8 protein-coding genes, 1 tRNA gene and 2 rRNA genes (1 of these 11 only partly in view) are annotated in these 8,206 nt (G+C 63.8%); 6 read left to right on the top strand and 5 right to left on the bottom strand.

Features of this window, described 5'->3' with window-relative positions:
- From IAI59_RS13485 to IAI59_RS13470, 4 genes are all read left to right on the top strand, one after another.
- Positions 1–1,534: ribosomal RNA gene (locus IAI59_RS13485) — 23S ribosomal RNA — on the top strand (it extends 1,202 nt beyond the left edge of the window).
- Between the two features lie 134 nt (positions 1,535–1,668).
- Positions 1,669–1,783: ribosomal RNA gene (rrf, locus tag IAI59_RS13480) — 5S ribosomal RNA — on the top strand.
- A gap of 54 nt (positions 1,784–1,837) precedes the next feature.
- Positions 1,838–1,911: transfer RNA gene (locus IAI59_RS13475), tRNA-Met, on the top strand.
- Positions 1,912–2,100: 189 nt separating this feature from the next.
- Positions 2,101–2,997, top strand: coding sequence for a dihydrodipicolinate synthase family protein (locus IAI59_RS13470; protein WP_207418092.1), 897 nt, complete (start codon positions 2,101–2,103; stop codon positions 2,995–2,997).
- 1 nt (position 2,998) lies between these two features.
- Here the strand turns inward: IAI59_RS13470 and IAI59_RS13465 are convergent, their stop codons facing one another.
- The 3 genes from IAI59_RS13465 to IAI59_RS13455 all read right to left on the bottom strand — a co-directional run bounded on the left by IAI59_RS13465 (position 2,999) and on the right by IAI59_RS13455 (position 5,306).
- On the bottom strand, positions 2,999–3,685 hold the full coding sequence (locus tag IAI59_RS13465; RefSeq protein ID WP_207418093.1) for an EI24 domain-containing protein: 687 nt from the start codon (positions 3,683–3,685) through the stop codon (positions 2,999–3,001).
- A 109-nt stretch (positions 3,686–3,794) separates the two neighbouring features.
- On the bottom strand, positions 3,795–4,310 hold the full coding sequence (locus IAI59_RS13460) for a Ros/MucR family transcriptional regulator (protein ID WP_207418094.1): 516 nt from the start codon (positions 4,308–4,310) through the stop codon (positions 3,795–3,797).
- A gap of 21 nt (positions 4,311–4,331) precedes the next feature.
- The gene (locus IAI59_RS13455) at positions 4,332–5,306 is read right to left on the bottom strand and encodes a LysR family transcriptional regulator (protein WP_207418095.1); all 975 of its coding nucleotides are present in this window, start codon (positions 5,304–5,306) and stop codon (positions 4,332–4,334) included.
- A gap of 105 nt (positions 5,307–5,411) precedes the next feature.
- On the opposite strand from IAI59_RS13455, the gene wrbA reads away from it, so the two are divergent.
- Together wrbA and IAI59_RS13445 are read left to right on the top strand one after the other, a co-directional pair.
- Complete coding sequence (gene wrbA / locus IAI59_RS13450) at positions 5,412–6,023, top strand: NAD(P)H:quinone oxidoreductase (RefSeq protein ID WP_207418096.1); 612 nt, start codon at positions 5,412–5,414, stop codon at positions 6,021–6,023.
- A gap of 37 nt (positions 6,024–6,060) precedes the next feature.
- A complete protein-coding gene (locus IAI59_RS13445) occupies positions 6,061–6,999 on the top strand; it encodes a ring-cleaving dioxygenase (RefSeq protein ID WP_207418098.1) in 939 nt (312 codons plus the stop codon).
- Between the two features lie 73 nt (positions 7,000–7,072).
- On the opposite strand, the gene IAI59_RS13440 is transcribed toward IAI59_RS13445, so the two are convergent.
- Complete coding sequence (locus IAI59_RS13440) at positions 7,073–7,300, bottom strand: hypothetical protein (protein ID WP_207418100.1); 228 nt, start codon at positions 7,298–7,300, stop codon at positions 7,073–7,075.
- A gap of 64 nt (positions 7,301–7,364) precedes the next feature.
- Entirely contained in the window at positions 7,365–8,054 is a 690-nt protein-coding gene (locus IAI59_RS13435) for a hypothetical protein (protein WP_237180824.1), read from the bottom strand.
- Positions 8,055–8,206: the final 152 nt, after the last annotated feature.

The following is an 8,206-nucleotide window of genomic DNA, read 5'->3' as shown; positions in this document are numbered from 1 at the left end:
TGAGGGGTCCTGGAGGTATCGGAAGTGCGAATGCGGACATGAGTAGCGACAAAGAGGGTGAGAACCCCTCTCGCCGAAAGTCCAAGGGTTCCTGCGCAAGGCCAATCCGCGCAGGGTGAGCCGGTCCCTAAGGCGAGGGCGACAGCCGTAGCCGATGGAAATCAGGTGAATATTCCTGAGCCCGCTAGAAGTGACGACCGTGAACCGTTGTTCCTCCTTATCGGATTGGAGGGGCTGCCGGATCGGTCCAGGAAATAGCTCTAGCATATGGTCCGTACCCGAAACCGACACAGGTGGACTGGTTGAGTATACCGAGGCGCTTGAGAGAACCATGCTGAAGGAACTAGGCAAATTACTCGCGTAACTTCGGGATAAGCGAGACCCCTTTGCGGGCAACCGTGATGGGGTGGCACAGACCAGGGGGTGGCGACTGTTTAGTAAAAACACAGGGCTCTGCGAAATCGAGAGATGACGTATAGGGTCTGACGCCTGCCCGGTGCCGGAAGGTTAAGGGGAGATGTGCAAGCATCGAACCGAAGCCCCGGTAAACGGCGGCCGTAACTATAACGGTCCTAAGGTAGCGAAATTCCTTGTCGGGTAAGTTCCGACCTGCACGAATGGCGTAACGACCTCCCCACTGTCTCCAGCATGGGCTCAGCGAAATTGAATTCCCCGTGAAGATGCGGGGTACCCGTGGTCAGACGGAAAGACCCTATGAACCTTTACTGCAACTTCGCAGTGGTGCCAGGACAGAGCTGTGTAGGATAGGTGGGAGCCATTGAACCCCGGGCGCTAGCTTGGGCGGAGGCAACCTTGAAATACCACCCTGAGCTTTTCTGGCATCTAACCGAACCCCGTTATCCGGGGTCGGGACCCTGCGTGGTGGGCAGTTTGACTGGGGCGGTCGCCTCCCAAATGGTAACGGAGGCGCGCGATGGTGGGCTCAAGCCGGTCGGACATCGGCTGTTGAGTGCAAAGGCATAAGCCCGCCTGACTGTGAGCGCGACAGCGCGAACAGAGACGAAAGTCGGCCTTAGTGATCCGGTGGTCCCGCGTGGAAGGGCCATCGCTCAACGGATAAAAGGTACTCTAGGGATAACAGGCTGATCTCCCCCAAGAGTCCACATCGACGGGGAGGTTTGGCACCTCGATGTCGGCTCATCGCATCCCGGGGCTGGAGCAGGTCCCAAGGGTTCGGCTGTTCGCCGATTAAAGCGGTACGTGAGCTGGGTTTAGAACGTCGTGAGACAGTTCGGTCCCTATCTGCCATGGGTGTAGGAGATTTGCGAGGATCTGTCCCTAGTACGAGAGGACCGGGATGGACGTACCTCTGGTGTACCAGTTGTGCCGCCAGGCGCATCGCTGGGTAGCTAAGTGCGGAACGGATAACCGCTGAAGGCATCTAAGCGGGAAACCAGCCTCTAAACGAGATCTCCCTAAGGGCCGTGATAGACCATCACGTCGATAGGCCGCAGGTGGAAGTCTGGTAACAGACGCAGCCGAGCGGTCCTAATAGCCCGATCGATCTCAACTCTATCAACGCGGTCCATCTCACGATGAACACCGCACGCAGCATCCATCCGCGACACACTCACAACACTTCCACCCGATATCACCATCCTCATCACCTCACATCTGTGCACCATCAACTTCGATCCGGCTCGGTGGCCCGGTGGCCATCGCGAGGCTGCCACACCCGATCCCATCCCGAACTCGGCCGTGAAACGCCTCAGCGCCCATGGTACTGTGTCTCAAGGCACGGGAGAGTAGGTCGCCGCCGGGCCACCCAGCCGGATCGTACCGTTGATCACCGCACAGATCCCAACACATACACCCACGCGGGGTGGAGCAGCCCGGTAGCTCGTCAGGCTCATAACCTGAAGGTCACAGGTTCAAATCCTGTCCCCGCATCCCTCACCAAAACCTCCCCCCACTCACCATCAACCCCCGAACGCATCATACGCGTCCGGGGGGTCAGCATGCGTGGGGTGGTCTCTAGAGGTAATTCCTTGCGAGGGGGTCGTGGCGGCATGTTAACCTGTCTCTCAAGACTGGCCGGACGAAACCAGGCCCATCACCAGAACAGGAAATGTCCGTCTAATGTCCGTCTCGACCAAACATTTTGGCCTGGGTTGCGCTTTGACCAGCCCGGTTTCAACCGATGGAGCACTCGATCTCCCTCGGCTGGTGGCTCATGCGCGCAATTGCCTCGACAGCGGCTGCGACACCCTGACGTTATTTGGTACGACAGGGGAGGGCACCTCATTCGGTATTGCTCCCCGCCAAGCTGCTTTCGCAGCGCTCGCAGCATCCGGTATCGATCCTGCCCAGAAATTGCTGTCTGGTGTTATGGCCTTGTCAGATGAAGATAGCTCCGCCCAGGCCGAAGCCGCCCTGGCCGCCGGTTGCCGCGGTTTGCTGATTGCTCCGCCCAGCTATTTTCGCGCTGTCGACCAGGATTCAGTCTTCGCTTGGTACGCCAAAATACTGCAGCCGCTTCAGGGTCGGACTCAAGTATACCTGTACCACATTCCCCAAATGACGGGGGTCGGCATTTCGGCAGCATTGGCGGGGCGGCTTCGGCAAGCCTTTCCGTCCCTGATCGCCGGCGTCAAAGACAGCTCAGGCGATTGGGACAACACCGCGACCTTGCTGTCCCAACACCGCGACCTACAGATACTGGTTGGGGATGAGAGGTTGCTTGCCCGAGCGGTTCGGGAAGGCGGTAGTGGCACGATCTGTGGTCTGTCCAACGCTGCCCCGCAGATTCTCCTGGCGGCAGCCAGAACCGGCCAGGACGATGCGCGCATCGCGCCACTCGTGGAAGCCATTCTGCGCTACCCGGTAACCCCGGCAGTTAAAGCATTGGTGGCACATCGCTATGGCGACATGGGTTGGCTCACAACCCGGGTACCCCTGCCACCGGTGACGGAGGACGTTGCACGCGAATTGGGTGCGGCGATGGACGACGTCCTGGCCCGCCCGAAGGCAGCTTGACCTAGCGCTGGTGCTGCACCGTCTCAGGGTTGGCCCGGTGCAGCAAATGCGTCATCGCCGCGGTGCCCAGGACCGGCACCGTCAGGTTCAGGAGTGGTACCAGGGCCAGCAGCGCTAATACACCGCCCAGCACCAATATAGGCCCCCGCATCCGCGCTCTGAGGCGGTGCGATTCGGCGATCGACATCCGGCGCTGCGCGACCCCATCAAACAATCCGTAGCCGAGCGACACCGCGGCGATAGCCCAGAACGCGACCGCACCCACGGGCGGCAGGAACAGTGCCAGGGGTGCGACCAATAGCGTCAAGCCAAGAAGCCGCACGCCCAGGGTCAGCCCCGCCCAGGCCTGACTATGAAGCGCCGAGCCTTCAGCTGGGGGCAAGGACGGGTAATGCCGCCGCTCCACCGCGTCGGCCACCTCGTCCAGGAACAGCCCGGCAATTGCCATCGTCACTGGCACGAACAGCCACACGGCGGACACCAGAACCAGCAAACCTCCTAGAAGACCTGCCAATGTCGCCAACCACCCTTGGCCGCCAACCAGAGAGGCCACGCCCCAGTCCGCCAATCCGATCAGCGCGGCAAAGGCCAGGATGGCACCGCCCACGCCTTTGAAGAGAGGCCAGCGGAAGCCAGGTTCACCGATCTGCTGCCAGGGCAGAATCAGGCTCGCGGGAATGGCGTGCATTGCGGCTCCAAAAGGAAAGCGAGGCCACAAATGGTCCTGCTCATGGCAGGGTGCAACGCTATGCGTGACCGACAGGCGAAGACCGCAGCAGCACGCCGCCGCTAGGGCATCAGGCCAGTCGTCGCAGCGTCTGATGCACGCTGGCCACAAGGGTCGTCAGCATAGCGGTGTCCAGCGTGCCGCGGCGGGCGTAGCCTTTCACGATGGTGACCGTCGCTGCCATCACGGGGCCCTGCGGCGACCGATGAGGTGCCGCGGTGGCCCGCGTCATGGGGCCCCGAGCCACTGGCGGCGGGATGGCCTCGACCGGATCCTCTGGCTCATCCGGAAGCGGTTCTTCCTCGTTTACCTGTTCCCGTGTGACGGGTTGCGGAGGGGTGGGCTCGGGCGCCGGCGCCGGTTCTGCATCCAGCTCACTCATCGCTCCCGCGATCAGAGCCTGCAGGGTACCGGCCGTCTCGTAGAAGCCATCCTTGCGCGCCGCCAGAAAGGGCTGACCTTCGATCGTGAAGATCCGGCGCTGCATCGAGAACTGGCGGATCTGCGCTTCCGTCGCGGCGACAAAGCGGCATCCCAGCGCGCGGGCGGCCTCGGCCTGTTCTTTGGTAAGCTGCAAGATGATCATTCCAGAAGGCGATGCCGTGTTTTAGACGGTTCCGAGCCTGACCGGTAGCGCCTCGTCCGGCAGCGCCGCATCCCAGGCAAAGGGTTCGGCAATGGCCGCCGCCAGGTGCTCGACCATGGCGCGCAGCTTCAATGGCAGCGCCCGAGTGTCCGGCCACACCACGTGAATGGTATCCGGTACCGGGACCCACCCGGGAAGCGGCACCGGTATCAACGAGCCATCGGCGATCGCAGGGCCTACCATGAAGCTTGGCATGAGCGTCAGGCCCAGGCCGGCGCGGGCGGCATCCAGCAACGCCTCGCCGCTGTTGGACGACAACCGGCCTTGCAGGGCCAGTGAGCGATGCTGTGCCACCCGCCGCTCGGCCCCCGGCTCGCGCGGCATGAAGCGCCAGATATGCCCAGCCCGGCTGTTGCCGTAGCTGGTCACGTCGTGGGCCTGCAGGGCTTCCAGCGTTTGCGGCAGCCCCGCCCGCCCGGCATAGTCGGCCGAGCAGCACAGCACCCGGTGACTGGTGCCCAGCCGGCGGGACCGCAGCGCCGAATCCTCCAGCCGGCCGATCCGCACCGCGAGGTCGTATCCGCCGCCCTGCAGGTCGACGTAGCGGTCGTCGAGGTCCAGCGTCACCTCCATCTCCGTGTAGCGCCGAGCGAAATCAGCGATCACGGGACCGAGGTGGCGGGTGCCGAAGCTCATGGGGGCCGCCACACGGATGGCACCGCGCAGGGCGCCGGCGCGGGAGGAGACGTCCTCGGTCAGGCTGTCGAGCTCCGCCAGCAGGGTGCGGGCGCGGGCGTAGAGGAGGAGGCCGGTTTCCGTGGCCGTCACCTGCCGTGGCGCCCGGTGCAGCAGCTTAGCGCCCAGCATGGCTTCCAGCCCCCGCACCCGCTTGCTGACGACGGACTTCGCGAAGCCGAGCCGCAAGGCCGCAGCCGTCAGCGTGCCACTGTCCACCACCTGAACAAACGTCGCGAGATCCTCTGGGTCTGGTCGCATCGTTCTCGATTAGCGAACGCAGCGTTCCTGCTCAAGCGGTTGCCAGCGGGGCTGCGCGAACGCAATTCTTTCCCGACGCACACCACTCCGAAGGAAGCGATGACTATGACCAAGATCCTGGTTCTGTATTATTCCAGCTACGGCCACATCGAGACCATGGCCCAGGCGCTGGCCGAAGGCGCCCGTGCCGTTCCCGGCACCGAGGTGACCATCAAGCGCGTGCCCGAGCTGGTGCCTGAGGATGTGGCACGGAACTCCCACTTCAAGATGGACCAGCAGGCCCCCGTCGCGACGGTCAACGAGATGGCGGACTACGACGCCATCGTCATCGGCACGCCCACGCGCTTTGGCCGCATGGCGTCGCAGATGGCCAACTTCCTGGACCAGGCCGGCGGCCTGTGGTTCGGCGATAAGCTGGTGGGCAAGGTCGGATCGGTCTTCACCTCCACGGCCAGCCAGCATGGCGGACAGGAAACCACGCTGGTGTCCACCATCGTCAACCTGATGCACTTCGGCATGACGATCGTCGGCCTGCCCTATACCGAGAAGCGGCAGATGGACAATTCGCAGATCACCGGCGGCTCGCCCTACGGCGCCACCACCATCGCGAATGGCGACGGCTCCCGGCAGCCGACCGAGGCCGAGCTTGGCATGGCTGCCAGCCAGGGCCGCCATGTGGCGGAAGTGACCGGCGCCCTGCTGCGCGGCCGCGCCTAAGGCCTCCGACAGGCCGTCAGGATACAGGAGAGCGACAATGCAGCTGCATGGCATTCATCACCTGACGGCCGTCTCGGCGGACGCCAAGGGAAACCACGATTTCTACACACGCATTCTGGGCATGCGGATGGTCAAGAAGACCGTCAACCAGGATGACGTCAGCGCCTACCACCTTTTCTACGCGGATGGCGAAGCAAGCCCCGGCACCGACCTCACCTTCTTCGACTGGCCGGCTGCGCGGGAGGTGCGGGGCACCAACAGCGTGGTCCGGACCGCCTTGCGGGTGAACGGCGCGGCCACTCTGGACTGGTGGGCGGCACGGCTTGACGCGCACAACGTCCCGCACGGCCCGGTCACGACGGTGGATGGTCGCCTCGAACTCACCTTCGAGGACCCGGAAGGCCAGCGGCTGGCCCTGATCGATGACGGTGGAGTCGGCCCCGCGCACCCCTGGGCGCGCAGCCCGGTGCCGGCGGAGCATCAAATCCGCGGCCTTGGCCCCATCACCATGAGCGTGGCCCGGGCGGACCAGTCGGACGCCTTTGCCACCAAGGTCATGGCCATGCGGCTGGACCGCGAGGTGACCGGCGCGGATGGCGTCGTGACACGCGTCTATGCGATGGGCGAGGGCGGTCCCGCGGCGGAACTGCACATGCGGGTGGAGCCGGGCCTGTCGCGCCACCAGCCCGGTGCCGGCAGCGTGCATCACGTCGCCTTCCGTGTGCGGGACGACGAATACGACTATTGGGTGCAGCGTTTCGAGAGCTTCGGCCTGCGGTCCAGCGGCCCGGTTGACCGCTTTTACTTCCGCAGCCTGTATGTGCGGGAACCGTCCGGCATCCTGTACGAGATCGCGACCGACGGCCCCGGCTTCGCGACCGACGAAGCGCCGGACGCCCTGGGGGAAACCCTGTCCCTGCCGCCCTTCCTGGAACACCGGCGGGCGGAGATCGAGCGGGGCCTGAAGCCCATCTGATCCCGGTTCAACCGGCCGTTGCATGGGGCCAAGGCCGCGAATCAGCCCGTCAGGGCGATTCGCGGTCGCCCGCTTATTCCTTGACCTTGATGTTGACCGGGCCGCCCGGCGCGTCCTTGCCAACGCCCATGCCCTTGTTGTCGCCGGGCTGGTTCTCGTAGTTCTTGCCCGGGTCCATCGGCTTGTCGTCCGGCTTGAGCTGCTTGTCGTTTACGTCGTGGGGCCCGACGCTGCCCGGCCGGGCGCTGGACGGGCCTGTGCCCCAGTTCTCCAGACCGGCATTGCTGGTTTCCTTGGCCATGATCGCATCTCCCTGGTGTCACCGGACTCAAACCGGGGCGGGCAGGGAGGTTGCACCGGTAGTCCTACCAGGGCAGCGCCATGAAGTTGGCGGCACCTGAGGCACGGGAGATCAGGGCCCGCATCGCCGGATTGCTGGCCCCTTCCTCATCGGTCAAAGCCTCCATCGGGCAGAAATACTCGTGGGCCTGGGGCATCTGTGTCCGCGCGAAACCCTCGTATTGCCGCTTCTTCAAGCCGTACAGCACGCGCACGTCGCGAACCGGCAGGACCAAAGGTGCCGTCGGTTCCTGCTTCAGCAACCGGATCAGCTTCCAGCGCGGAGTCGCGTCATGGGCCGCCACGGCATCCAACAGCCACGGCACCGGACAGACGGCGAGCAGGGAGATGGTGGAAGGCGCGAAGCGGGAGCGTTTGTCGAGCAGGTTCTGCAACGTCGAGCACGCTTCGATGCAGAGGATGTCGCAATAGGCATCGGCCGGATCGGGGCTCACATGCAGCCACAGGCCATCGGGCATCGTACGCAACCGCTGCGAGCCGGGCAGGCGCAGATAGGGCTGCAACGAGGCATCCGGCTCGCCTGGCCGGGCCCGCAACCAGACGCCGCGCTGCTTCGGGGTATCCAGCGCGCCCGGTGGGCGCTGCGGCCATTGTCTCAGCCGTCGGCGCACCAGATCATCGAGCGACCGGTACGTCAGTTCAGGCCTATCGATTTGAATCATCAGCGGTCCGGCCTTTTGCTCAGGTCCGCGCATCAATCATTATCACGGTTTAGTGATCAAGTGGGCGTCAGCATTTTTTACAAGCAACACAGCTATGACTTGGCAATCAAGTCTCGGTATGCCGCATGGCCAATGTCGGTCTTAACTGTATTTTCCAATATGTTGCAGTGTTGTCTTCGAGTTCT

The sequence above is a fragment of the Roseomonas haemaphysalidis genome (genome assembly GCF_017355405.1).
Classification (GTDB): domain Bacteria; phylum Pseudomonadota; class Alphaproteobacteria; order Acetobacterales; family Acetobacteraceae; genus Pseudoroseomonas; species Pseudoroseomonas haemaphysalidis.
This window is presented reverse-complemented; position numbering and strand designations above follow the sequence as displayed.